Origin of the sequence: Paenibacillus sp. CCS19 (assembly GCF_033239625.1) — a bacterium.
Lineage (GTDB): Bacteria > Bacillota > Bacilli > Paenibacillales > Paenibacillaceae > Paenibacillus_T.
Map to the genome: position 1 here is coordinate 1 of NZ_BTCK01000060.1, position 23,320 is coordinate 23,320.

A 23,320-nucleotide genomic window follows, 5' to 3' on the forward strand; every position below is an offset into this window, starting at 1 on the left:
TGCGCTCGCTGGCGGCGTACCGCTCACATATGGTGCATTTCTGCACCTTATTGCGCTCGCTGGTAGCGCACCGCTCACATGTGGTGCACTTCTGCACCTTATTGCCTCGCTGGCGGCGTACCGCTCCCATGTGCATTTCTGCACCTTATTGCGCTCGCTGGCGGCGTACCGCTCCCATGTGGTGCATTTCTGCACCTTATTGCGCTCGTTGGTAGCATTCCGCTCCCATATGGTGCATTTCTGCACCTTATTGCGCTCGCTGGCGGCGTACCGCTCACATGCGGTGCATTTCTGCACCTTATCGCGCTCGCTGGCGGCGTAGCGCTCTCATGTGGTGCATTTCTGCACCTTATCGCGCTTGCTCGGTTCCCCCCCCCTTCTCTACCACTTCCATGAATCAAGCATCGAGTGGATATACTCATACTTTGTTACTCTTGCGCTCTGGCCTAACTGAAGCGCTCTAAATTTCCCTTTGGCAGTTAGCGATTGAAGTGCTTGTACGGCTGTACGCCGGTTAATCGAGAGCTCTTGTACAAGATCGACCGGACGAAGTGGTTGGTTACTGCGCAAGGCAAGCGTAAGCACATCGCGCTCCAGTCGAGAGTATCCGTTGTCCAGATCACGGACGATAGATAGGGAGAAAGCAGCATTTTGATTAGGGATATCGTGAGATCGGGCTGTTCAGCCAAGTCATCGTATGGAATCGCAATGACCTTGTAACCAAGCACATGTAAGTATGTCTCACGATTCAATTCTTGACGGTAACGAATCCGATCCGTTTGCTGCACGTGCGGGCCGAAGCCCTTGATTTCAAAAGCAAACTTGCATCTCCCATCGCCCGGCATCCAAACTAAATCAAGGAAGTAGGGCCTGCCTCTCCAGTCACACACCTCGTACTCAGGATGTAGATCGTCTAAATTACCGAAAACCGGCCACCACACTCGCTCTAGAAACATCGTCTCGCCATGCCCGTGTCCGCGCTCAAGTCGTCCCTTCCGTTCTCCACTTCTGCTCTTAAGGTGATGCTGCAACCACTTAGCGTGCTCTTCAATAAATCTCAACTTAATCTCCTCGCTTCCTCTGAAAATAAAAAAGTCCCGAACCCCGCAGTTTTGCGGAAATTCAGGACGTTCTTCGTCACATTTCATATATGGTTCACTCAATCACAGTATAGCGAGAAGTTACTATAAAGCAAGAAATACTAGACCATAACAACCAATCCTCTACCGTCCCGGGATCAAACGTTTGATCCAGTCGCCGAAGCTTTTCGGGTTGCGGCTCTGGATGAGCACGACGCCTTCTCCGCGGAAGCGGCAGACGAGGCCTTCGCCGCTCGTTAAGCTGCCCAGCCAGCCTTTGGATGCTTTCTCGATCGTGTACTGCATATAGTCAGGCCACGCAACGAGATGACCGTTGTCGACGACCACTTCTTCGCCTGGTCCAAGGTTGATCGCATGGATCGCACCGTAAGACGAGAGGAATACCGTTCCTCGGCCGCCGATCTCAACGATGAAGAAGCCTTCGCCCGACAGCAGGCCGCGACTTAAGTTCTGCATCTGCGTCTTCACTTCAATACCGCTTGTCCCAGCTAGAAAGCCGTCTTTCTGAACAAGCAGCTTGTATGAGCCATCCAGCTCAACCGCCTGAATGTCACCCATCGATGCCGGTGCCAGCAACACCTCTCCTGCGCCCCGTGAAGCATTCAGCTCTTGGAAGAAAAACTTCTCCCCGCTCAGCATCCTGCCGATACCGCGCATGATACCGCCGTCAACCGTGCCCGTCACTTCAATGGATGGGGACATCGATACCATCGCACCCATCTCGCCTTTCACGCTCTCGCCGCGATCCAGCTTCACCTTCAACAGCGCGAAAGCACCTTGGTACATCACTTCATACTTCATGGAAAATCCTCCAAATCACCTAATATAGTACAGAACGATTTCATGACGAATGAATCTAATAAATCTTCTCATCTTTGACAGTAGCATATGTAATACGAAAAAAGAAGCGATCGGTTTCCCGAACGCTTCTCCATCAATCATTCTTGCTAGCTATAGCAAGTGTTGCGACTTCTTTGTCCGTCCATACTAGCAGGCATCAACTTACGTGGCGCTGCCCTCTTTGCTTGTGGATTTCTGCTTATCGTCCGTGTCGTTCCGGCGTTGGTCAGCACCTTTGTCTGCATCGAATTGCGCACGCTTCTCCATAATATAAGCGCGCCACTTATCCGGATTCTTCTCGCGCGCAGCCTTCAGCTCTTTATGAAGCTGTTCAACCGATTTGCCTTCCGTCGCAATGCCAAAGTAGCGAGCCGCATCCTTCAGACGCTCCTCGAATTTCGCCTTGTGCTCCGCTTTGAACGCTTCCCATTTCTGAGGGTTCGCTTTCTTCGCTGCTTGAATCTCTTCATACAGCTGCTTGCTGTCTTTGCCTTCGGTCTTGATATCAAAATACCGCGCGACATACTGCAGTCGTTTCAGTTGATGCTGCTCGTCGTGATGACGGCCATGACCATGGCCGAACGGACCATCATGGCCCTTGTCCTCTTTCCGCTGCTCTGCGTTCGGTGCCGTATTCGCTTCCGGAATCGTCTGTGCGCTTGCCCAGGAAGGCGAAGCCGACAGCAGCAGCGTCGCTGCGATACCGAGCGCTAAGCTCTTGGATCCAAATGTCATGTTGAACATACCTCCCGTTGTAGAATCGGGAATAGTATGGGCATTATTACCACTCAATATGCACAAGCAGATTTCTGCAGCAGCGACTATTTCATTTGCTCCAACGCGTGAAGTTCGCGAAGAACAGCCTCTCGCGAGAAATGCTCCCCGATAAATACGGCAACGTCATTGACCTTACCCTGAGGGTTAATCCGAATAAAGTCGGTTTCCTTATATGCATATTGGAACAGGAAGCGGCTTGCCGTCTCGCTGTCGCTGAACGTCACAACTCCCTTCGCCCGATAGACGTTGTCGGGCAAAGCGCGCAGAAACGCCTCAAACGCGTGACTATCGACTGGCCCTGTTAGAAAATGCGTCAGCGACATCACATGCGCATGCGATTCATGCACATGGTGATGCTCATGCTCGCAATTCGGCCCGCAATCATGCGAATGTTGTTGCGAATGGCTATGAGCGACCTCCTCGTCAGATACAGCTCTCACTGCACCGCCATCTCCATCCACAATCGCTTCGAGCCATTGCTCATCTACCGCGCAGCGCACCGTCGCGGCAATAGGGGCATAGCCATTCGTCTCACGCATCAGTTGCTCCGCCTGCATGCGCTCATCGCCCTCCAGCCGATCCACCTTGTTCAGCAGCAGCTGCGATGCGCAGCGGATCTGCTCTTTCATCAGCTTGAAGGTTTGTCCTCCGCTTCGGCTGCGAGCAAGCAGCTCCGGTCCGTCGACGACAGCGATGATCGATTTCAGTTCGATCGGCGCATACAGGGAAGTCTCCGTCACGCCGTCGATCATTTCGAACGGGTTCGCTGCACCCGTTGCCTCGATAATGACGACATCAGGCATATGCTGATCGATCAGCAGCTTCAGCTCCATGCTTAGATCACCGCGGATCGAGCAGCAGATGCAGCCGCCGAGCAGCTCTGCCATCGGCACATCCGACTCCACAGCGAGTCCGTCCAAGTTCACGTCGCCGAGCTCATTCATGACGACAGCCGCCTTAAGCCCCTGCGACTCATAGCTCTGCAGCAATCTCGTTAAGAGCGTCGTTTTGCCGCTGCCCAGAAAGCCCGTTAGAATATGGACGTCTATGGTTTGTTTATCTTTGTGCATCTTTACAACCTCCCAAAAGCAATTTGCTTTACTTCCAGACTACTCCCTGATAGTAAATCGCTTGCTTCGTAAGCCTATATTTACTTCCGTTCAACCGATTCTGCACAATCGTACCAAAATCCATCGATTTGAGCCAGCCCTCTGCCATCCAGGCGCAATAAGAAGAGCTGACACTTAGCGCACTTCCGCCAGCATCAGCCCTCATCCTCTATACCTTGAAACGATTCACGATGCCTTCCAGCTCGTTCATAATTCGAACCATTCGATCGGTCAAATCCGTCACATTCTCGATCAGACTAACCTGCGACTCAGTGCTGGCAAGCACCTCCTGCGAGCTTGCCGCGCTCTCCTCCGCCATTGCCGAGCTTGTCTGAATGAAACTTGAAATCGTCTGCTTGCTATCCATCAGTTGATCCATCGACACGGCAATTTGACCGATATAGCCATTCATGATTTCGAAAGTTTCCCGAATCGCAAGGAATGTCTCCGATGTGACTTGCACAGCTTCCTCCTGCCGCTGAACGATATCAGCAGTCGCCTGCATCGATTGAACCGTCACCTGCGCAGAATGCTGTACAGCGCCCAGCAGTTCTTGAATGCGGCTCGCGGACACATTCGACTGGTCAGCCAGCTTGCGAATCTCGGAAGCGACAACGGCGAAGCCCTTGCCATGCTCGCCTGCACGCGAAGCCTCGATGGAAGCATTCAGCGCCAGCAGGTTCGTCTGCGAAGAAATGCCCGCGATTGCACCTGTCATATCGCCGATGGCGTCGATGTCGCCCTTGAGCCGCGTCAGGCTGTTCATGACATCGCTGGACATCTCAACCGTCCGCTGCATGGATGCCGACAGAACGGATACCGCCTCGTTGCCCTGCTCCTGCTTCAACTGCAGCGTCTGGTTATAAGCATGAAGCTGGCTCGCATTATGTTTCGTTTCGTCGATGGCGCCCGTTAGCTGCAAGACCGCCTCCACTCCATGCTCCATATCCTGTGCTTGCGTTGCGGAAGCGGAAGCCATCTCTTGCACGGCCATTCGAATCTCGCGGGATATCGCGACCGTCTGATCGGAATGCGCCTTAATCGTCTCCGTATCCGACTTGCTTGCCGCCGTTGTCCGCTTCACGTCCTTGACGATGGAATGGATCTGGTCGAAGAATCGGTTAGCCGCATTCGACACTTCGCCGATCTCGTCCTTCGAGCCGACAGGCAGTCGATGCGTGAGGTCTGCATCCCCTTCGCTAATCGCCGCCATCGATTGCTGAAGCAGCTTAATCCGGCGCGTCTGGCGGCCTACGATCAGGAAGACGACCGCAATGGACAGTACCAACCCAGCAACTGCGCAGCCGATCGTTAAGTTGCGAATCTCATCGAGCACTTTGGTCGTAATCCCCATAACGAAATAATTGCCATTCGATAAGGAAGAAACATAATAGTCCACCCGATGACCCTGGAAACTGGAAGCCACATAGGCCGTCTCTTTCGCCTGCAGCCCCTTCGCCGTTTCCAGAAGCGAGCTGCCGAGCGTCTTCGTCGCTTCGTCGCTAGTAAACAGCAGGCTGCCATCCTTGTCCGCCATCGCCGAGAACAGAATATCGTCACCGAGGCTTTCTTTGATTTCGTTAATAAGCGGCTGCGCACCGATAATCGATTCCAGCTCCTTCAACCGAGCGCCGTCGCGGCCGACCTGCACGATACGTTTGGAATTCCAGCCCGATACGCCGACGAATTTGTACACCTTTGTATCAACCGTTCTGACCTGAGCCGGCTGCGCGACACGATCCCGTTTGCCATTGATCAAATCCATAAATTCGTAGGCCTGCGCCTTCGGATCCGTTCCGAAATTAAAATCAATGTTCTGTCCGAGGTTCGTAACCGAAACTTGTCCCTTGCCGTCCGTTACCCAGAATTCATCGATGCCTGACCGCTTGGACAGCTCAACAGCCGTCTCGTATGTAAGCAGCCCCTTCTCTACAAGATAGGAAACAAGCGTTGCTTGCCCAAACATTTCGTTCTCCATCACATTCTCTGTCGTTTGCCTTGCAACTAACGCGTTCTCAAGTCCGATCGCAGCAAGCTTCGCTGTGGTTCGGCCCTTCTCGTGAATGCTGTCCGCTGCCAATTGATAGACAATGACAGACAGTGCGATAATCGTCGCCATTACGACAACGGCTACCGGCCAGATGATTTTGTACTTGATCGATTTCGAGATGAGCAAGTGAGCTGCCTCCTGTTTGGTGTGACCCTCTAGTTATTTTATGAATTTATGGTAATCGCGAGGGATTAAGACAAGCAAGTCATTATGTTTCTAGATTTACAATTATTTGTATGTTATTCGACAAAGTTTAACGTTACTTTAGACAAAACGTTTAAGTTTTTTAACTTTTGAAAAGGGAGCCTTATGATTTCAATTGCCCAATCGGCGCTCATTTGCCAACCTTTCCTGCGCATATGCTGTAGTAATTAAGCTAGCTTGAGAGGTGATAGCTAACGATGATCATGGACGGACGAATAATAGGCGAGGCTCTGCGGCAATCCTTGCCGAATAAACGTGTGCAATTCACGAGGCTGACCGACGGGGAGCATAGGCGACAGGGTTATCAATTCCGTGCAGAAGGCGTTGGATTGCGAGCCCTATTCGCACCGGATCGGGCATCCATTATGCTGTACGGCAATCAGAGCGGAATGGCGCTCCAGCTTCATTTTATCGATGCCAGCTCATCCGTTTATATGGAATTAATCGATCCATTGCCGGGAAAACGAAACGTGCTGCGCGGGCAAGATTCCAACCGATGGGTCATCGATGAAGCCGTCTACCACAGGTTAGCCCTTCGCAATTTGTATCCGGGCATCGATATGGTGTACAGCGAAGGACATGATGAGGACGTTCAACTGGGGCTTAAATACGATCTGATCGTACATCCGAATGCCGATGCTGCCTCAGTGACATTCGAGTATGAGGGCGCTGATCAGCTGTCGCTCGATGAGGAAGGCAATCTGCTTATTCATACGTCGCTTGGCCTTTTGGTCGAGCAAGCCCCGATCAGCTATCAAATCATAGAAGGCGAAAGGCATTTCGTCAGCTGTAAATTCCGATTGATAGATGGGTATGCGAACCGTTTCGGCTACGTTGTGGAGTCCGACTATGACACTTGCACGGATCTCATTATCGATCCCCTTCTTCTCTATTCCCGGTTAATTGGCAGCGATTCTGGCGAGGACATCTGCCAAGGTGTCGCAGTTGATGCGGAAGGCAATGCTTATGTGACCGGCCTATCGGAATCGCCTGACTTCGTGGTCACTCCTGGCGCATTCCAAACAACCTTCACAGGATCGATCGATGCCTTCGTCGTGAAGCTGCCGCCCAACGGCGACCCGTTCATTTACTCCACGCTCATTGGCGGATCCGATATAAGCGAAGGCATCAAAATAGCGGTAGACGCAAGCGGGCATGCCTATATCGCCGGCGTCACGAGTTCATCCGACTTTCCTGTCACATCAAATGCTTTCGGAACTGCCTTTAACGGTAATTTGGACGTGTTCGTCACCAAGCTTAATCCAGCCGGCAGCGGGCTCATCTATTCGACTTTCCTTGGCGGCAGCGAAGAGGATACCCCCTTCGATATTACTACCGACTCTAATGGCAGCGCTTATGTAATCGGCTCTACCCGCTCTTCTAATTTTCCTGTTACACCTGGCGCCATTCGAACGTCGTACAACGGCGCTTCGGAGGATGGCTTTCTTACGAAACTAAATGCAGACGGAAGCGGACTCGTTTACTCGACCTTCTTAGGCGGCTCGGCCCCAAGCAATGGTACTGGCATTGCCGTCAACTCTGCCGGCCATGCCTATGTCGTAGGGCTCACGCAAGCGACTGACTTCCCGACCACTCCCGGTTCCTTCCAGCCAGTTCGAAATGGCTCGGCCGACGGTTTCGTCGCGCAAGTCAATGTGGAAGGAACAGCGTTCATCTATGCAACCTACTTAGGAGGAAGCAACTCTACGCAATGCACCTCCGTTGCACTCGACCAATTGGGCAATGCCTATGTGACCGGCTTTACCAGCTCAACCGATTTTCCGACCACTCCTTCAGCCTTTCAGTCATCGTTATTAGGCTTTCGGAGCGCATTCGCAACCAAGTTCAATGCGGAAGGCACCAATCTCATCTATTCCACCTACCTAAGCGGTTCTGACTTCGACGGCGCAAACTCAATCGCGGTTGACCAGACTGGCACCGCACATATTACAGGAACAACGACATCAACCGATTTTCCAGTCACGCCCGATGCACCTCAAACGAAGAATCGAGCCTTCCTATTCAATGCGTTCTACTCTTCCGTCAGCATTACGGGAACGAACCTATTGTTCTCCACTTATTTGGGCGGCGATTTCTTCGATGGCGGAAACAGCATTGCGGTCGATCGATTCGGGAGCGCATATGTGGTTGGATTTGCCGGCTCGACGGATTTCCCAATCACACTGCCGGACGGTTCATTCGCTTCGGGCCAGGGCTTCATTGCCAAGTTCGGCATCCCAATCAAGCCAGGACCAGCAGGGCCGCAAGGGCCTCAGGGACTTCAAGGCGCACAAGGGCCGCAAGGGCCTCCAGGGTTGCAAGGACCTCCGGGTCCTCCCTCTCCGACGCCGCCCCTCATCAATGTAACGGTGAATCCGACTGTCGTTCCGATTGGCGGAGAAACGCTCGTTACGATAACCATTCAGAATACAGCCAGCATTCCGACAACGGCCCAACTGCGTACGCGGCTGCCTGAAGGGTTCGAGTATGTGCTGCAGTCCCTGTTCGTCAGCAATCGACCGCACTTGAAGGAACTGCTGGAGACGCTTGATCTTGGCGCCCTGCAGCCCGGCCAGGTCGATACGATCCGTTTCCGATTGAAAGCACCGCTCCTTCGTCTCATTCAACGCGGGCTTTTATCGACGATATTGTCGACGTCGCTTGGCGATGTGGCGGTACACTCGGAGGTTTCGTTAGAGGACGAGGAGGAATAGAATCGCCGACGAATTAGCTTCACACAAAAAAGGCTGGGCTCCCATGTGCGGAACCCAGCCTTCCTATTATTAAACCGTCGATGCGCTCAGCAGCGCAGCTTCCTTCTTCCGTACTAGCGGGATGACCTTCTCGCCGAACGCTCGAATATCCTCTTCATAATGAAGGAAGCCGGTCAGGATCAGATCGACTCCGATCGCCTTGAGCGCAAGGATTCGGTCCGCTACCTGCTCGGCCGTGCCGATCAGGCCGGTTTTGAACCCGTCATTATATTGCACGAGATCCTCGAAGTTCGAATTCGCCCACATGCCTTCCCGCTCCGGCGACGATTTGCCTGCGAACTGCACCTGGCTGCGGAAGCCATCCACAGCTTCAGGGTCTGCGTAATGGATAATGTCTCGCAGCACCTGCCGCGCCTCTTCCTCCGTATCCCGGACGATGACGAATGCGTTCACGCCGAATTTCAACTGCCGGCCATACGAGGCAGCCTGCTTGGACACATCCTCGATCTGTTCACGGAACCCATCCACCGTATTGCCGTTCATGAAATACCAATCCGACACTCTAGCCGCCATCTCGCGGGCTGCGCTCGAGTTGCCGCCTTGAAACACCGGAGGTACAACATGAGGCTTCGGCTTATGCGGCGCCCCGTTCGTGCGATAGAAATCGCCGCGGAAACTGCTCTCCTCTTCCGTCCACAGCTCCTTCAGCACGCGAATGAACTCCTCGGAACGGCGATAACGCTCGTTATGATCCAACCACGGCTCGCCGAAGCCGTGGAACTCGCCCTTGAACCAACCGCTCACGATATTGATTGCCGCACGCCCATGGCTGATCTGGTCGAGCGTTGTGATCGCCTTCGCGATCGTGCCGGGATGCCACAAGCCCGGCAATACAGCCGCGATCAGCTTCAGCTTCTCCGTTACGGCCGCCAGCCCCGCTGCAAGCGTGATCGCCTCCAGCTGGTTCTCTGCGCCATAGCTTGCTATGAACCGCGTTTGCAGCAGCGCATATTCGAAGCCCGCTTCTTCCGCCAGCTTGGCGTACCTTGCGTTATCGTCGTACGACCAGCCCGTTCGCTGCGGAATTTTGGAAATGACGAGCCCTCCGCTTACATTCGGTACCCAATATGCAAATTTCAACGACATTGATCTTCACTTCCCTTCGAATAATGGAGCACCCTTAAAGCGCCGATACAGCCGGCTTCTCTTTCACGACATGATCAGGGAGCTTGTTGTTCGCGATCATTTCCCCGAACGGGCTGATGAATGAACGATCCGACTCGTCGTACCGCGGTCCGTACCCAAGCTTAGGGAACAACAGCTCTGCGACGCGATACGATTCTTCCAGATGCGGATAGCCGGACAAAATGAACGTCTCAATGCCGAGCTGCTCATATTCCCGAATTCGTGCAGCTACCTGATCCGGATCGCCAACAAGCGCCGTACCTGCTCCGCCTCTTACGAGGCCGACGCCCGCCCATAAATTCGGACTGATCTCCAGCCTTGAGCGGTCGCCGTTATGCAGCTCGGACATTCTCTTCTGTCCGACCGAATCCATGCGCGCCATAATCTGCTGGGCGGAAGCGATCGTCGCTTCGTCCAAATGGGCGATGAGATCCTCCGCCGCCTGCCAAGCTTCCGCCTCGGTCGGACGAACGATGACATGCATCCGGATGCCGAAGCGAAGCGTACGGCCTGCCTTCGCTGCCACTTCGCGCATTTGCTGGATCTTGCGCTCCACTTGTGCAGGCGGCTCGCCCCAAGTGAGGTACACATCGACATGATCAGCCGCAACTTGCAGCGCCGCTTCGGAGGAGCCTCCGAAGTAGAGCGGCGGATACGGCTTCTGCAGCGGTGGATACAGCACCTCGCCGCCATTGACCTTCAGATAATCGCCTTCGAAATCAACCGATTCGCCTGCGAGCTCACGCCGCCAGATCGTCAGAAACTCGTCCGTCAATGCGTAACGGTCATCATGCGACAGGAACAGTCCGTCACCTTCCAGCTCAACGGGGTCTCCGCCGGCAACGACGTTGATGAGCAGCCGCCCCTTCGAGAATCGATCGAGCGTCGCGCTCATTCGCGCAGCCGTCGTCGGCTGCATGAGACCTGGACGCACCGCGACGAGAAACTTCAGCTTCTCCGTTACGGATACGAGCGTCGAAGCTGCGATCCATGCATCCTCGCATGATTTGCCGGTTGGAAGCAGCACCCCGGCGTATCCAAGCTCATCGGCCGCCTGAGCGACCTGCTTGCAATATTGAAATGTAACCGCCCTTGCCCCTTCTGTCGTTCCAAGATGACGGCCATCTCCATGGGTTGGTATGAACCAAAATAATTCCATTGCATTTCCTCCTCATCTATTGGTCAATCGTTCATGATTAGTGCGTCTTCACGCTTCGTTTGCTCTTCGCTCGCAGCAGCTCCCAGATCGGATCGACGAGCGAGGCTTTATCGTACCGGTTGTAATGATTCGCAAGCCCTCTGATCGGATCGCCGGCGTAGAACCGCTCGTACAGCTGATGCCTCGCCCCGAGCGGACTGCCGATCAAATCCCAAGCGAGCTTGAACAACGCGACCTTCTTCTCCGCACTGACATTCGCTCCTTCGAAGTACTTATGCATAAGCTCCGATATCGGGCCATAGAAGTCCTCGATGCCCGAGGGCGTCTGAACGAATCCGCCAGCGCCAACCTGCTGCAAGATCTCGATCGCCCGCGGATAATATTTGGTTCCTAGATTACGCGCCGTCTCGATATATTGCAGATTCGGCACGAGTACGCCGGAAGCATCGCGAGAAGCCGTCGTCTCCGATGCGATGATAAGCGACTTGATGACGTCGATCTGGGTAATCAGCTCGCCCAGCTTCTCCTGAATGTGAAGAAACCCTGTGACGCCGATCGATTCCGCAACGGTAAAAGCAACCCCCGTAATAAACTCCAGCTTCGCTACGAAACGAACGACGTTCTGATGGAACGCCAGACCGTTGGCCGTCTGATTCGCGCGCAGCGCGAGCACCCTCTCCGTATCCCCGTACAGAAGCACCCGCTCCCATGGGATGAGCACATCATCGAAGAACAACACGGCGTCCATCTCATCGTAATGACTGCTCAGCGGATGGTTCTGCTCATGTTGGTCGGCGAACGACTCCCGGCATACGATGTGCAGCCCCTTGGAGTTGGCCGGCACGATCAGCACATGGGCATGTTTCTGCTCCTGCGACTGGAACTGCAGGAACGAGAAAATAACGAAATCATGCGTATACGGCGCGCCCGTCGCGATCATTTTGGCACCGCGGACGACGATGCCCTCCGACGTTTCCTTCACGACATGCAGGAACCGCTCTGCTATCCGCTTGTCATCGAGCCCATTGGATCGGTCGATCTGAGGATCGATGATCGCCGTCGTCAGGAATAGATCCCGATCGCGGGCTTGCTCGTAGTAGGCGGAGATTTTATCGCTGAAGCCGGGATCCAATGCGGACAGCTCGTCACGAGCTGCATACCAGCCAGTGATAAGCGAGCGCGCATAATCGGACAACCGGCTCATCATCCCATGCGTCTCTGCGGACCAAGTCGAGAATGATTCGCTTCGCCTCGCCAACTCTTGAGCGGAATACGGAACGAGAAACGAGCTATGCGCATAACGTCCCGTCTCCGGAACGAGGAATCCTACCTTCTCCCGTTGAAGCGGATCGTCCAGCATGTCGAAGAGCGACTTGATCGTACCGAGCGAACCGCGAAATGCATGATGCTCGGCGATGTTGTGAATTTGCTTGCCTTCCAGCCAGACGCTTCTGCCATCGTCCAAGCTTGTGATGAGCTTCTCTCCTCGCAAAATGATCTGCCTCCTTTTTTATTTTATTAATCCGATTGAATATGTCGGCTTTATCCATTATGATAGCTAATATCCAATATATATCAATCAGCAGTGACATTGATTTCGATGGATATCAGACGAAATGAAGTAGAATGTTGGATTCGAGTTCAATAATCAACATCCAAATATGTTTTTGACGCACTGCAGGTTACACCACTCGTGTCGGATAACCAACATATCGTTCTATCATGTCGGATATGAGGTGAATGTTTAATGAGTGAGAAAAGAGGCTTGGACCGGCGAATTGTACGTACACGCGTTATGATATTCGATGCCGTAATTGCCATGATGCAGAAGCAATCGTACGCTGAGATCAGCATTGTCGACATCGCGGATAAAGCGAATATTAACCGCTCTACCATCTATGCGCATTTTGTGGATAAAGAGGATTTGCTGGAGCAGATGATCGCGCACAATCTGGAGCTGCTGACACAGTCGATGCAGGAGGCCAAGCCGTACACCCCATCGGAACCTGCCGTCAATGAACCTGATCCGATCTTCCTATCCCTGTTCGAGCATGCGTTCGAGCACAGCTCGTTCTATCGGGTTATGCTGCTGCAAACGACCGAAGGCGGCTTCCGGCGCAAGCTGCAGGAGGCGATACGGGATTATTTTTTTGGGCGGATAACGAAACTCGGACTCGAGCAGAAGCTGCATGTCCCGCTTGATCTTCTTCTGGACTATATAAGCTTATCTTCCAGCGGTATTCTGGAGCGATGGCTCGACAGCCATCAAGTTTACTCACCCCACCATATGGCGCTGCAGCTTACACGAGTCGCCTCCATGGGCATCTATCGATCCATGGGTGTCAATGCAGAGAACAGCTGAATCCACTTAAATGCAAGAGGACTGTTCAGGTCGTTAGACCCAAACAGTCCTCTTCGTTGATCTATTAACACAACCTTCACAATTACCGCCTCTGTTACCTTAATTATCCTGTAATGGGCCATAAACTTCCTGTAGAATGGCAAATAGCTTATAGCTAATTCGAACTAGTTTACGGAGGTTAAGTTTCAGTGAAAAAAGGACTACTCTTGCTATTCATTGCAGTACTTCTGAGCGTGGCTCTGCCGGCTCCTGCGAGTCATGCGGAAGGCAATCAATCGATTGCATCCGGTGATCTCATTAACGGTTTCAGTACATCGAAAGATGATACGAAAACCTACAGCTTCTTTACGGCAGGTGATGGCGAAGTACGCGTCGAACTGGACGGCACGACAGCGGGCTTCTCGATGTATCTGTATGATGCGAACGGAAACTCATTGGGCGGCGACTACTACAGCTCCCGGGGCAACCAGATTGTAATCGATAAAACGCTGCAGCAGGGCTACTATACGATTGAAGTAGCGCCTTACTACTGGAGCGGCGTTTCGTATGGCACTTACACGCTCAAAGCAACTTATACGACGGCGGTAACGCAAAATGCACAGACGTTCGAACCGAACAATACGTTCGGAACGAGTTATCCGATCAAGTCGGGCCTATTCTACAGCTCGTCGAGCGACTCTTCGCTTGATGTGGACAGCTATCAGTTCACAACGAAGCAAGATGGCGAAGTCAACATCGCACTGGAGAAAACATCGGCCGGCTTCTCTATGTACCTGTATGATGAGCAAGGCAACAGCCTCGGCGGCGATTATTACAGCTCCAGCGGCAGTAATATTGCGATTACGAAGCGTCTAGTAGCCGGCACTTATTATGTCAAAGTCGCGCCTTACAGCTGGAGCAGCAGCACGGCTGGCACCTACCGCCTCAGAGCGACTTATGCGGGCGATTTCGAGCGCAATGCTGCAACGTACGAACCGAACGAGACGGTTGAGACGAGCTATCCGATTCAATCGGGTATCTTCTACAAATCGACGAGCGAATCCGTGCTTGATGCGGACGTATATCAATTCACAACGGATAAAGACGGCGAGGTCAACCTCGCACTGGAGAAAACGACCGCTGGCTATTCCATGTATCTGTATAATCAAGACGGCAGCAACTTAGGCGGCGATTATTACAGCTCCGGCGGACGTTCGATCAATATTATCAAGCAGCTCGCCGCAGGCACCTACTATGTGAGAATCGCTCCATACAGCTGGAGTGGTTCGACAAGCGGATCCTATCAACTGAGAGCAACTTACGCCGGCTCCTTCACACGTAATGCGAAGACGTTCGAGCCGAACGAAACGCCAGAGACGAGCTACACGATCGCATCCGGCGTATCTTATGCTTCGAACGCAGACTCAGCACTCGACCTGGACATGTACTCATTCACAACTTCCAAGGATGGCGAAGTACGCATCGAGCTGGACGGAACGACAGCAGGCTTCTCGATGTATCTGTATAACGAGAATGGCAGCAGTCTGGGCGGCGACTATTACAGCTCCAGCGGTCATTCCATCGTCATCGATACGCAAGTGACGAAAGGCAAGTACTACGTTCGAGTCATTCCCTATTACTGGGACGGCGTAACGACAGGCAGCTATCGCATTAAAGCGACGTACCCAGGCACGACCAAGGTTGATGCCAATACGTTCGAGCCGAACAATACGTTCGAGACCGGCTTCAAGATCGCTTCGGGCTTGTTCTACTCGTCCAAGGCTGATTCGGCCATTGACCAAGAAGTGTATCAGTTCACAACGGCTAAGGATGGCCATGTCGACATCACGCTCGACAAAACCTCGGCGGGCTTCAGCATGTATGTGTACGACGCTAACGGCAGCAGCGTAGGCGGCGACTACTACAGCTCCAGCGGCTATACGATACGTTACTCGAACGACCTGAAGAAAGGCACTTATTACATCAAGGTCAATCCTTACTACTGGTCGGGCGTTACGTACGGCACGTATCGTCTAACTGCGCAATATCCGGTGTTCAAGACGGTAGCGATCAATGGCAAGAGCCAGACGTTCCAATATCAAGTAACGAGCGGTGTCGTTCAAGTTCCAGCGAAAGACGTAGCGCTTAAGCTTGGCGCCAAAGTGTCCTACGATGAGAAGAAGAAAACGATGACGCTGACCAAAGGCAGCATCAAAGTCGTCCTCGTATCAGGGCAAACCACGGCGAACGTGAATGGCAAGAAAATTACGCTGAGCAGTAAAATTACGGCGTCCACCAGCAACCTGATTGTGCCGGCTACGCTGTTCCGCGATGCTTTCAAAGCGACGGTAGAGGTCAATCATGCAGCGAACACGCTGAACATTAACTTGAAATAATCTATACGTTATATAGGACGACAAATACCCCTTAATCGCAGGTCTTCAGCTAACATCAACGAGTTGGCCGTTCCTGCGGCAAGGGGTATTTGTCATTGATCGTTCGAGAATTTCTTCTGTACGCGTACGGAGCGTAACTAACATGCTTTCTCCTTCAATTTATGGGATAATACGTTTGTAACATTTTACCTGACATTTATTCGCGGGAGGGTTCTTATCATGTCTGCGCTAGCGACTTTCGTCCTGATCATTATGATTCTACTGCTGCTTCCTCCGCTTGTCTTCTTCACTTACATGTACATCCTCTCCAAGCAGCCAAAGCACTCTATCATCCGCGCACATCCGTTCCTCGGTTGGCTGCGCTACTTGCTGGAGAAGCTCGGTCCTGAATTCCGTCAATACTGGTTCGATAACGATACAGATGGCCGCCCGTTCTCGCGGAGCGACTTCGTTGGACTGGTCTTCGCCGCCAAATACCGGACAGACCTGATCTCCTTCGGCGGCAAACGCGATTATGAGAAGCCAGGTTATTACCTGTCGAACGCCATGTTCCCGAAGCTGACGGGCGAGCTTCGCGTCGATAACAGCAATACGGTTCCGGCCAAGAAGTATGTCATCAAGAGCGAAGGCGTGTTCACCCGCAAGGAAAAGTTAATCGACGACCACGTCCGTCAATGGCTGCTGCCGGATGAGGATGTCATCGTTGTTGGCGAGAATCGCGAGAAGCCGTGGCGGCTCAAAGGGATGTTCGGCGCCTCCGCTACCTCCTATGGCGCTGTAGGCGAGAACTACATTCAATCAACAGGCAACGGCGCTCGCATGGCCGGAGGGTCGTGGATTAATACAGGTGAAGGCGGCGTCGCCGCTATCCATCTGGAATCGGGCGCGGACATCGTCGCACAGATCGGCCCCGGCATGTTCGGCTATCGTGACGATGCAGGCAACTTCTCCTTCGAAGAATTCAAGGAGAAAGCTTCACTTGAGTCGATTAAGGCGTTCGAGCTCAAATTCCATCAAGGCGCAAAGATCCGCGGCGGCCATCTCGAAGGCTCGAAGGTCAATGAGAAGATCGCAGCCGCCCGCAGAGTGCCGGTCGGCAAGACGGTCAACTCGCCGAACCGGTTCGAGAAACTGACCAATCCCGAGGAAGCGCTCCGCTTCATCAGCAAGCTTCAGGAGGTTGGCGGCAAGCCGGTCGGCATCAAGATTGTTGTGGGCGATCCGCAGCGGCTCGAACCCTTGTTCCTCGCCATGATCGATCTGGATATTTTCCCGGACTTCATTACGGTTGACGGTTCAGAAGGCGGTTCTGGCGCTACGTTCAAAGCGATGGCGGATAGCATGGGGCTCCCGCTCTATGCCGCACTGCTCATTCTGGATGATCAGGCTCGGCGATTCGGCATCCGCGACCGGCTCCGGATCTTCGCCTCCGGCAAATTGATCACGCCTGACAAAGTAGCCATCGCAATGGCGCTCGGCGCAGACTGCGTCAACTCGGCGAGGGGCTTCATGATGGCCAATGGATGCATTATGGCACTGCAATGCCACACCGGCAAGTGTCCGACTGGCATAACGACAACCGATTCCAAGTATCAAGAAGCGCTCGCCCCAGAGGAGAAGAAGTGGCGCGTCATGAACTACATCATCCAGCTGCGCGAAGGCTTGTTCGCCCTCTCTGCAGCCTGCGGATTAACGAGCCCGCGTGAGCTGCGACGCGAGCACATCGTCTTCACGAGCGAGAGCGGACAGACGATACGCATCGCAGAGCTATTCCCTTATCCCGAGAAGAAGTGAACAAGCTGCTGAAACGTAGGTGAAAATGCAACCGTTGAACATCTACTTGTCCCCCCTCTATAATGACACTACGCCGGCTAAGGGGGGATAAGTTCCTATGATGGAACGATTAACGAATCTAGAGCAGCGTCTCACGGTACAGCATCATAAGGACTTGTTTCTGCATACGAAGCATACGATTAGGGCCATTGAAGAACTGGCCGAACAGCATCGGCTGCTGACGGCCGCTCATGCGATCAACGGCTACAAGATCATCGGCAGCGAAGAAGTATTGTTCTACGATACGCTCGCGCTCGCGAAGGAGCAGATCGTGCTGACACTGGAGAAAACCCTGGACGACCTGGAGCACAAAGGGGACAAATATTACGATAAGAATTTCGCGGATGGTGTGGAGTGACACCGAGGGACTGGCGCCGAATGACGGTGCCAGTTTTTTATTTTGGACAAGAACCGGTAATCTCTCTTGGTGATCCTGTCCATATCCATTCCAAACGCAGTTTCATATCATGAAAGAAACGTAAACAAGCTTCCCTAAGGATCATGACCGATCCAAAGGGAAGCCCGCTGGCAACAAATGAATTAAGTCAATTTCTCAATAATAAGCGATGCGCTCGTGACAGGCGTACCGCCACCGATGCTTGCTTGCAAAGTCAGAGCGCCCATGTTGTCGATCCGATTGAGCGTAAGCGTCCCTCCGGCAGTGAGCGATGCAACGACTTGGCCAGAATACGGTTGGTTGCCCGCGTTTGTGCCGTAGTTGCTGCAAGGAACGAGCGTCGGAAGGGTTGGACCCACACCGTCCGGATCGAAGAACAAGCCGAACGCAGAGTTGCCTGGAGTCGGGAACACTTCCCACGTAATGCGATAAAATCCAGTCGTCAGGATGTTAATTGTAGAAGGAGCGGTAAAGGATACGTCTGTAGAATTAATCAAGGAGTTGTTGAACGTTACCGCTCCACCTTGGGCACCGGGAGCGCCCGCAGCTGCGACTACCTGGTCTACCGTGCTGCACAGGAAAGCGAAAGTATCCGGAGATGCAGGACCAGTAGCACCTTGCGGTCCAGTCGGGCCGACAGGGCCTTGAGCACCCGCTGCGCCTGTTGCGCCAGTTAATCCTTGTGGGCCTTGAATCCCTTGAGGGCCTTGTGGGCCTTGAGGTCCCTGTGGCCCTGGAGGTCCCGGAGGACCTGGTAATCTACCCATATGTCAGGTGCACACTCCTTGTTTAAGGTGATAGAAACCGGGCTTAAGATCCGATGAGGACGCCCGCTCATACCATATTCCAATACAAAACGTTGCGTTCCAACTAGGGATACGTATTTTTTGCGTTGAGTTGTATTGTTGTCCACGCGGGTAAAGGCCGGCTTACATACTCTGATCTTATGAATCTTGCAACGGAGGCCAACGATGACTATCAAAGGTGGGTTCGTAGGAATCCTTGTCGCTAATCGGACTCAAAGAAAAAGCGTACTCAGCCAATATCTAGCGCACAGCGCAGCAGGAGTGAAGCTGATATCTTTCACTCCGTCTTCTATCGATTGGAAACGCAAGACTGTGGTCGGTTTACATCGTAATAAGGGAAAGTGGTCGATTGAACGGTTTCCTTTACCCCAAGTCGTATATAACCGCTGTTACGGTACGGATCCCAAACTAATCGAAAGATTGGGGGCTGAACTCGGAGGCAACCACTGTTTTAACCATATTAATCAGCTAAACAAGCTGGACATTTACAACAAACTATCGAAGTGGCTTGCGCCGAATTTACCGGAAACGATTCCTTACGAGGAAGCGGACGTCATAAACATGCTGGAGCGTCATAAGGAGATTTATTTTAAACCCCTCTTAGGTTCAATGGGCAGAGGCGTGTACAGAGCGGAGATGAATCTATCGGGAGATGTACGCGTGGGCCAGCACTATTTCGCACCTAAGACCGTGACGAATGACCATGTATTTGTCCAGGAGCATATGAAGAAGTTGGTTGGCTCCACTCCATATATCGTTCAGCAAGGAATTCCGATTCATCAGATCGACGGGCATGTCTTCGATATTCGTTCCCTTGTTCAGAAGAATGATCAAGGGCTGTGGTCCGTCACGAACCTCGTGAGTCGGATCGCCTATAAAGGCAGCTTTAATACGAGCATCTTCGATAAAACTTGTTTGTCGGAGGACATCCTTAAGAAGCTGTATCCGCCTTACAAAGTTCAAGCCATCATGACTTCCATATATGATGTCAGCCTTCGAACGGCAGAGATCATCGATATGGAAACCAATTATCATATGGGTGAATTCAGCGTCGACATAGCACTAGACCGCGAAGCGCACCCATGGATTATCGAGTTGAACGGCCAGCCTCAGAAATCACTGTACCGAGGCATTCCCAATCGGTCCGTCGTTTATAATCGTCCCATTCAATATGCGAAGTACTTGTGCGGTCAGGGATCTTAGTGATGATCAGTATATGGATAAGAGCTTGGATGTGTGACATTTGACGTTTTGATATTTAGTTTCCCAAGGGTACGATCGAGAGCAGCAGGGTTATCCCTACTGCTCTTTGGCATGACTGAGTGAACGTCTGTAGTACATGCTGCTTATCGTGTCGTATACTATGTCATAAGCTAAGAACTTTTTACAATCCAATAAAGGGGAAACAAATATGACTTTAGAAGAAGTTTGTGAAAGTATCTGTTTACCAGATGAAATGAAAAGAAAAGTACTTGATCTCGCATGCAAACTTGATTTTAAAGCCATAGCGCCATTTGTCGCAGACCTATATGATTCATCTGCATGGGAAAAGGGAGTTAAAACAATCGCAGAGCTCCTGGGAGAGGATCTCGATGGGAGCAAGATGCTTACTTTAATGCTTCTGCGTGCAGAAGCGGCGCATATGGAATACGACAAAAGAGGAATCAGCGAGACCATATTTATAGATACCATGAAATTCTGTACCAGATTCACTGAGGAACATTACAAAGTGCATGGCACATATGCTTTCACGTGGGGATGGTGGTTTCCGAGACAGATTTCACTTCATGAGTTCCGAATCGGCGAACTTGAATATGAAATGATCGAAAAAGAAAAAAAGAAATTAATAAATATACATATACCGGCTGATGCAAATATGGGACAAGATGCTTTGCGAAAATCATATGAGGATGCCAGGAAATTTTTCTCCAAATATTTTCCTGATTATGGTCAATCTGATATGGTGTGTGATTCATGGCTGCTCGCTCCCGTTCTTGCAAAGCTATTGCCGGAGAGCTCAAATATTATCCGCTTTCAGAAGGCGTTCGATTTGATACAAGTAGACGAAAAGAACGACAGCTCGATCAGATGGGTTTACGGAAGAACCGATCTTCCGGTTCAAGAGCTTCCAGAACGTACATCCTTACAGAAAAAAATCAAGGCTATTCTGCTGGAAGGCGGCACCATTGGCGCAGCCTACGGAAGATTGCAGGATGATCCTTGGAAGGTCTAAACGAGTATTTGAACTAGTATGGTGCTTTGGCTCCTAGGTTATTGAATTGATATTTTTCGTGATTTTAAACAAAAACGGGACCCCGAAAGGTCCCGTTTTCCTTGATACTATAAGGTTTGGGCTGATGCGATTACATCATGCCGCCCATACCGCCCATGCCGCCCATGTCAGGCATTGCAGCTTTAGCTGGTTCTGGCTTATCAGCAACGACAGCCTCAGTCGTGAGGAACATAGCCGCTACGGATGCAGCGTTCTGCAGCGCGGAACGCGTTACTTTCGCCGGGTCAACGATGCCTGCTTCGAACATGTTTACCCATTCGCCCGTCGCAGCGTTGTAACCTACGCCGATTTTCTCGTTTTTCAGACGCTCAACGATAACAGAGCCTTCTTGGCCTGCGTTCGCTGCGATCGTGCGAACTGGCTCCTCGAGGGAACGAAGCACGATGTTAACGCCCGTTTTCTCGTCGCCGTTAGCTGCAACTGCTGCTACTGCGTTGTATACGTTCACGAGTGCCGTGCCGCCGCCCGATACGATACCTTCTTCGACTGCTGCACGCGTCGAGTTCAGTGCGTCTTCAATGCGGAGCTTGCGCTCTTTGAGTTCTGTTTCCGTTGCTGCGCCGACTTTGATTACTGCTACGCCGCCAGCCAGTTTAGCCAGACGCTCTTGCAGCTTCTCGCGATCGAACTCGGAAGTCGTTTCTTCCAGTTGTGCGCGGATTTGGTTTACGCGAACGTCGATGTCGGATTTCTCGCCAGCGCCGTCAACGATGATCGTGTTTTCTTTCGTTACACGGATTTGACGAGCCGTACCGAGTTGGTCAACCGTCGTTTGCTTCAGCTCAAGGCCGAGCTCTTCCGTGATCACTTGGCCGCCTGTCAGAGCAGCGATATCGCCCAGCATTGCTTTACGGCGGTCACCGAAGCCTGGCGCTTTAACGCCGACGCAAGTGAACGTGCCGCGCAGACGGTTAACGAGCAGCGTAGCAAGCGCTTCGCCTTCGATGTCTTCTGCGATGATCAGCAATTGTTTGCCGGATTGAACGACTTTCTCGAGAACCGGCAGGATCTCTTGAATGTTCGTGATTTTCTTGTCCGTGATCAGGATGAATGGATTGTCGAGGACAGCTTCCATTTTGTCCGTATCCGTGATCATGTACGGCGACAGGTAGCCGCGGTCGAATTGCATACCTTCAACCACTTCCAGCTCCGTAGCGAAGCCTTTGGATTCTTCTACCGTGATAACGCCGTCGTTGCCGACTTTCTCCATCGCTTCTGCGATCAGTTGACCAACTTCGTCGTCAGCGGACGAGATTGCAGCAACTTGAGCGATCGATTGTTTGCCTTCGATTGGCTTCGCGATCTTTTGCAGCTCTTCAACTGCAGCGCGAACAGCTTTCTCGATGCCTTTGCGGATAACCATAGGGTTAGCGCCAGCCGTAACGTTCTTCAGACCTTCGCGGATCATCGCTTGCGCAAGAACAGTAGCCGTCGTCGTGCCGTCACCAGCGACGTCGTTCGTTTTCGTTGCTACTTCTTTAACGAGCTGAGCGCCCATGTTCTCGAATGCATCTTCGAGCTCGATTTCTTTGGCGATCGACACGCCGTCATTCGTGATCAGCGGGCTGCCGAATTTCTTCTCCAATACAACGTTGCGGCCTTTAGGACCGAGCGTTACTTTCACCGCGTTAGCCAGTGCGTCAACTCCGCGCAGCATTGCGCGGCGAGCGTCTTCGCCGAATTTGATATCTTTAGCCATCGTCAATGACCTCCCGAAATAAGTATGGTATTCTCGAAGCTTATCGCTCCGCTATGTCTTCTTGCCCTGTATGTGACTCAATCTCGAGCAATTAGCCCAGGATCGCGTGAATGTCGCTTTCCTTCATAATCAAATACTCTTTGCCTTCGTATTTGACTTCCGTGCCCGCATATTTGGAGAACAGAACGCGGTCGCCTACTTGTACTTCAAGCGCAATGCGTACGCCGTCCTTGAGCGTGCCGCTGCCTACAGCAACGATTTGTCCTTCTTGCGGCTTCTCTTTCGCCGTATCCGGAAGCAGAATGCCGCTAGCCGTAGTCTCTTCTTTCGCGATCGGCAGTACCAATACGCGCTCACCCAAAGGTTTGATCATGAAAAACAGCCTCCTTTAGAAAATGTTCCTTGTACATTATGTTA

19 protein-coding genes are annotated in these 23,320 nt (G+C 52.3%); 8 read left to right on the forward strand and 11 right to left on the reverse strand.

Going from position 1 to position 23,320, the window contains the following annotated elements; all coding sequences use genetic code 11:
• A partial coding sequence (locus tag SBI19_RS26665) for a hypothetical protein (protein WP_317972566.1) occupies positions 1-322 on the forward strand: 322 nt, incomplete at its 5' end.
• 157 nt (positions 323-479) lie between these two features.
• Here the strand turns inward: SBI19_RS26665 and SBI19_RS26670 are convergent.
• From SBI19_RS26670 to SBI19_RS26690, 5 genes are all read right to left on the reverse strand, one after another.
• On the reverse strand, positions 480-1,061 hold the full coding sequence (locus SBI19_RS26670; protein ID WP_317972567.1) for a hypothetical protein: 582 nt from the start codon (positions 1,059-1,061) through the stop codon (positions 480-482).
• A gap of 162 nt (positions 1,062-1,223) precedes the next feature.
• The gene (locus tag SBI19_RS26675) at positions 1,224-1,901 is read right to left on the reverse strand and encodes a TIGR00266 family protein (RefSeq protein ID WP_317972568.1); all 678 of its coding nucleotides are present in this window, start codon (positions 1,899-1,901) and stop codon (positions 1,224-1,226) included.
• Between the two features lie 201 nt (positions 1,902-2,102).
• On the reverse strand, positions 2,103-2,675 hold the full coding sequence (locus SBI19_RS26680) for a hypothetical protein (protein WP_317972569.1): 573 nt from the start codon (positions 2,673-2,675) through the stop codon (positions 2,103-2,105).
• 86 nt (positions 2,676-2,761) lie between these two features.
• Complete coding sequence (locus tag SBI19_RS26685; RefSeq protein WP_317972570.1) at positions 2,762-3,787, reverse strand: CobW family GTP-binding protein; 1,026 nt, start codon at positions 3,785-3,787, stop codon at positions 2,762-2,764.
• A 208-nt stretch (positions 3,788-3,995) separates the two neighbouring features.
• Positions 3,996-6,002, reverse strand: coding sequence for a methyl-accepting chemotaxis protein (locus SBI19_RS26690; RefSeq protein WP_317972571.1), 2,007 nt, complete (start codon positions 6,000-6,002; stop codon positions 3,996-3,998).
• Between the two features lie 275 nt (positions 6,003-6,277).
• Here SBI19_RS26690 and SBI19_RS26695 point away from each other — a divergent pair, with 275 nt between their 5' ends.
• Positions 6,278-8,794 (forward strand): DUF7948 domain-containing protein, encoded by a 2,517-nt coding sequence (locus SBI19_RS26695; RefSeq protein ID WP_317972572.1) that lies wholly within the window; start codon positions 6,278-6,280, stop codon positions 8,792-8,794.
• Positions 8,795-8,863: 69 nt separating this feature from the next.
• Here the strand turns inward: SBI19_RS26695 and sfnG are convergent, their stop codons facing one another.
• Genes sfnG through SBI19_RS26710 form a run of 3 tightly spaced genes read right to left on the reverse strand, consistent with a single transcriptional unit; the run spans position 8,864 to position 12,630 of the window.
• On the reverse strand, positions 8,864-9,940 hold the full coding sequence (sfnG, locus tag SBI19_RS26700; protein ID WP_317972573.1) for a dimethylsulfone monooxygenase SfnG: 1,077 nt from the start codon (positions 9,938-9,940) through the stop codon (positions 8,864-8,866).
• A gap of 34 nt (positions 9,941-9,974) precedes the next feature.
• On the reverse strand, positions 9,975-11,138 hold the full coding sequence (gene ssuD / locus SBI19_RS26705) for an FMNH2-dependent alkanesulfonate monooxygenase (RefSeq protein WP_317972574.1): 1,164 nt from the start codon (positions 11,136-11,138) through the stop codon (positions 9,975-9,977).
• Between the two features lie 37 nt (positions 11,139-11,175).
• Positions 11,176-12,630, reverse strand: coding sequence for a 4-hydroxyphenylacetate 3-hydroxylase family protein (locus SBI19_RS26710; protein WP_317972575.1), 1,455 nt, complete (start codon positions 12,628-12,630; stop codon positions 11,176-11,178).
• Positions 12,631-12,885: 255 nt separating this feature from the next.
• Here SBI19_RS26710 and SBI19_RS26715 point away from each other — a divergent pair, with 255 nt between their 5' ends.
• From SBI19_RS26715 to SBI19_RS26730, 4 genes are all read left to right on the forward strand, one after another.
• The gene (locus SBI19_RS26715) at positions 12,886-13,500 is read left to right on the forward strand and encodes a TetR/AcrR family transcriptional regulator (RefSeq protein ID WP_317972576.1); all 615 of its coding nucleotides are present in this window, start codon (positions 12,886-12,888) and stop codon (positions 13,498-13,500) included.
• A 188-nt stretch (positions 13,501-13,688) separates the two neighbouring features.
• Positions 13,689-15,875, forward strand: coding sequence for a pre-peptidase C-terminal domain-containing protein (locus SBI19_RS26720; RefSeq protein WP_317972577.1), 2,187 nt, complete (start codon positions 13,689-13,691; stop codon positions 15,873-15,875).
• A gap of 219 nt (positions 15,876-16,094) precedes the next feature.
• Positions 16,095-17,669 carry an FMN-binding glutamate synthase family protein gene (locus SBI19_RS26725; protein WP_317972578.1) on the forward strand — a complete coding sequence of 525 codons (1,575 nt, stop codon included), beginning with the start codon at positions 16,095-16,097 and terminating at the stop codon, positions 17,667-17,669.
• Positions 17,670-17,766: 97 nt separating this feature from the next.
• Entirely contained in the window at positions 17,767-18,066 is a 300-nt protein-coding gene (locus tag SBI19_RS26730) for a hypothetical protein (protein ID WP_317972579.1), read from the forward strand.
• A gap of 182 nt (positions 18,067-18,248) precedes the next feature.
• Here SBI19_RS26730 and SBI19_RS26735 read toward each other — a convergent pair whose 3' ends face one another.
• Positions 18,249-18,872 (reverse strand): collagen-like protein, encoded by a 624-nt coding sequence (locus SBI19_RS26735; protein WP_317972580.1) that lies wholly within the window; start codon positions 18,870-18,872, stop codon positions 18,249-18,251.
• 204 nt (positions 18,873-19,076) lie between these two features.
• On the opposite strand from SBI19_RS26735, the gene SBI19_RS26740 reads away from it, so the two are divergent.
• Both SBI19_RS26740 and SBI19_RS26745 read left to right on the forward strand, forming a co-directional pair.
• On the forward strand, positions 19,077-20,114 hold the full coding sequence (locus SBI19_RS26740) for a YheC/YheD family endospore coat-associated protein (protein WP_317972581.1): 1,038 nt from the start codon (positions 19,077-19,079) through the stop codon (positions 20,112-20,114).
• Between the two features lie 208 nt (positions 20,115-20,322).
• Complete coding sequence (locus tag SBI19_RS26745; protein WP_317972582.1) at positions 20,323-21,144, forward strand: acyltransferase domain-containing protein; 822 nt, start codon at positions 20,323-20,325, stop codon at positions 21,142-21,144.
• Positions 21,145-21,274: 130 nt separating this feature from the next.
• Here the strand turns inward: SBI19_RS26745 and groL are convergent, their stop codons facing one another.
• Positions 21,275-22,903 carry a chaperonin GroEL gene (groL, locus tag SBI19_RS26750; protein WP_317972583.1) on the reverse strand — a complete coding sequence of 543 codons (1,629 nt, stop codon included), beginning with the start codon at positions 22,901-22,903 and terminating at the stop codon, positions 21,275-21,277.
• 91 nt (positions 22,904-22,994) lie between these two features.
• On the reverse strand, positions 22,995-23,276 hold the full coding sequence (gene groES, locus SBI19_RS26755; protein ID WP_191205761.1) for a co-chaperone GroES: 282 nt from the start codon (positions 23,274-23,276) through the stop codon (positions 22,995-22,997).
• Between the last annotated feature and the right edge of the window lie 44 nt (positions 23,277-23,320).

Bases quoted from the DNA above. Each gene is read 5' to 3' on its own strand.
- SBI19_RS26725 (WP_317972578.1), top strand. From the start codon at position 16,095: ATGTCTGCGCTAGCGACTTTCGTCCTGATCATTATGATTCTACTGCTG.
- SBI19_RS26715 (WP_317972576.1), top strand. From the start codon at position 12,886: ATGAGTGAGAAAAGAGGCTTGGACCGGCGAATTGTACGTACACGCGTT.
- SBI19_RS26745 (WP_317972582.1), top strand. From the start codon at position 20,323: ATGACTTTAGAAGAAGTTTGTGAAAGTATCTGTTTACCAGATGAAATG.
- groES (WP_191205761.1), bottom strand. From the start codon at position 23,276: ATGATCAAACCTTTGGGTGAGCGCGTATTGGTACTGCCGATCGCGAAA.
- sfnG (WP_317972573.1), bottom strand. From the start codon at position 9,940: ATGTCGTTGAAATTTGCATATTGGGTACCGAATGTAAGCGGAGGGCTC.
- SBI19_RS26735 (WP_317972580.1), bottom strand. From the start codon at position 18,872: ATGGGTAGATTACCAGGTCCTCCGGGACCTCCAGGGCCACAGGGACCT.
- SBI19_RS26675 (WP_317972568.1), bottom strand. From the start codon at position 1,901: ATGAAGTATGAAGTGATGTACCAAGGTGCTTTCGCGCTGTTGAAGGTG.
- SBI19_RS26695 (WP_317972572.1), top strand. From the start codon at position 6,278: ATGATCATGGACGGACGAATAATAGGCGAGGCTCTGCGGCAATCCTTG.
- SBI19_RS26685 (WP_317972570.1), bottom strand. From the start codon at position 3,787: ATGCACAAAGATAAACAAACCATAGACGTCCATATTCTAACGGGCTTT.
- SBI19_RS26730 (WP_317972579.1), top strand. From the start codon at position 17,767: ATGATGGAACGATTAACGAATCTAGAGCAGCGTCTCACGGTACAGCAT.
- SBI19_RS26680 (WP_317972569.1), bottom strand. From the start codon at position 2,675: ATGACATTTGGATCCAAGAGCTTAGCGCTCGGTATCGCAGCGACGCTG.
- ssuD (WP_317972574.1), bottom strand. From the start codon at position 11,138: ATGGAATTATTTTGGTTCATACCAACCCATGGAGATGGCCGTCATCTT.
- groL (WP_317972583.1), bottom strand. From the start codon at position 22,903: ATGGCTAAAGATATCAAATTCGGCGAAGACGCTCGCCGCGCAATGCTG.
- SBI19_RS26740 (WP_317972581.1), top strand. From the start codon at position 19,077: ATGACTATCAAAGGTGGGTTCGTAGGAATCCTTGTCGCTAATCGGACT.